This window comes from Frankia sp. AgB32, assembly GCF_023243045.1.
Classification (GTDB): Bacteria; Actinomycetota; Actinomycetes; order Frankiales; family Frankiaceae; genus Frankia.
The window spans coordinates 1-1,824 of sequence record NZ_JALKFX010000154.1 but is presented as its reverse complement, the minus strand read 5'-3'; the positions used below and the strand labels follow the sequence as shown (position 1 = coordinate 1,824).

The 1,824-nt window shown below is 72.4% G+C and carries 1 protein-coding gene; it reads left to right on the top strand.

Going from position 1 to position 1,824, the window contains the following annotated elements:
• Positions 1–99 precede the first annotated feature (99 nt).
• The gene (tnpC, locus tag MXD60_RS26175; protein WP_248822374.1) at positions 100–1,776 is read left to right on the top strand and encodes an IS66 family transposase; all 1,677 of its coding nucleotides are present in this window, start codon (positions 100–102) and stop codon (positions 1,774–1,776) included.
• The last annotated feature ends 48 nt before the right edge of the window (positions 1,777–1,824 follow it).

The following is a 1,824-nucleotide window of genomic DNA, read 5'->3' as shown; positions in this document are numbered from 1 at the left end:
GTGTCCATTCAGGGGTGGGCGGCTGTAGCCCGCTGACCTTGGGGTTTGTGTTGAGGGGACACGTCGTGGGTGTTGCTTGATCGGCGTGGTTGGGTGTGGATGATCAGGGGTGTGGTTGACCCGTCCGCGTCGTGGGAGCCGCGTCTCGGGGCGGCCGAGGCGCGGATCGCGGGGCTTGCCGCGGGGCTTGCCGAGGCCCGGTCCGCGAACGAGAAGCTGGCGGCGACGAACGAGCGGCTTCGGCGGGTGGTCGCGGATGCGGCCGAACGTCATGAGTCGGAGCTCGGCGTGGCGCGGGCCGAGGCGGACCGGGCGCGGCGCCGGGTCGCCGAGCTTGAGCTGGAGGTCGCTGACCTGCGGCGGCGGGTGTCGATGGACAGCACGAACTCCTCGGTGCCGCCGTCGAAGGAGCCGATCGGCGCGAAGGAGAAGCGGAAGGCCGAGCGGCGGGCCTCGTCGGAGCGGGTGCGGTCGAAGGACCGCAAACCGGGCGGGCAGCCGGGGCATCCGGGTGCGGGGCTTTCGCGGGAGGCGGAGCCGGACCGGTCGTTGTCGGCGGACCCGCCGACGGAGTGCTCGTCGTGCCAGGCGGATCTGTCTGGCGCCGAGGTGCTGGCCGAGGGCTGGGCGCAGGTCTGGGACCTGCTCGATCCGGTGTGCGAGAAGGTCGAGTGGGTGTTGCCGCGGCGGCGCTGCGGCTGTTGCTGGAAGGTCACGGCCGGGTCGGTGCCGGGGGTCCGGCACGCGGGGCCGGGCACGGTGTCCTACGGGCCGCGGCTGCACGCGGCGGCGGTGCTGCTGGCGTCCGAGGGCAACGTGCCGGTCGAGCGGGCCGCGATGGTCATCGACGCGCTGCTCGGGGTGCCGGTCTCGGCCGGGTTCGTCGCCCGCGCGCACGAACGGCTCGCCCAGGATCTCCAGGCGGCCGGGTTCGACGAGGCGATGAAGGCCGCGCTGCGCGCCGAGCCGGTGCTGTGCGGCGACGAGTCCCCGGTGAACGTGCTGCGTAAGGATCTCGACGAGGCCACCGGCGAGCCGTGCGCGGGCAGCCCACACCTGCTGGCGGTGCGAACCCCCGCCCCCGGACTGGTCTGGTACGGCGCGATCGGGTCCCGGTCGTCGCGGGCGATCGACGCGACCGGCGTCCTCGACGGCTGGGCCGGTTGCCTGACCCGCGACGACTACGCCGGCTGGCACCAGTACGACGCCGGGCTCGCCGGCGTCCAGCTCTGCTGCCAGCACCTCATCCGTTCCCTGCGGGCGGTGCTGACGCTCGCGCCGAAGATCCAGAAGTGGGCGGGCCGGCTGATCGACCTGCTCCGCGAGGCGAACCGGCTGGTCGTCGCCGCCCGCGCCACCGGCCACAGCCGCCTCGACCAGCAGGTCCTCGACAGGCTGCGAGCCCGCTACGACGCCGACGTCAGGATCGGCGAGCTCACGAACATGTCCCGGCTCTGGACCGACGAGAAGAACCATCCCGGCCTGGTCCTGGCCCGCAGGCTCGCCGCGAAGGCCGACCAGGTCTGGCTGTTCTGCGCCAACTTCCAGGTCCCCTGGGTGAACAACGCCGCCGAACAGGCGATCCGGCTTCCGAAACGCCACCAGGCGGTCTCCGGCTACTGGCACACCACGACGACGCTGGCCGCCTACCTGCGCGTGCGCTCCTACCTGGTCTCCGCCCGCGACCACGGCATCCGCGCCATCGACGCCATCCGCATCGCACTCGCCGGCGAACCCTGGCTACCAGTACCCAGGACACCCGCCCCCGCCACCTAAACCAACATCAACACTGGGCTACTGGAACCGTCACCCGTGAATGGACAC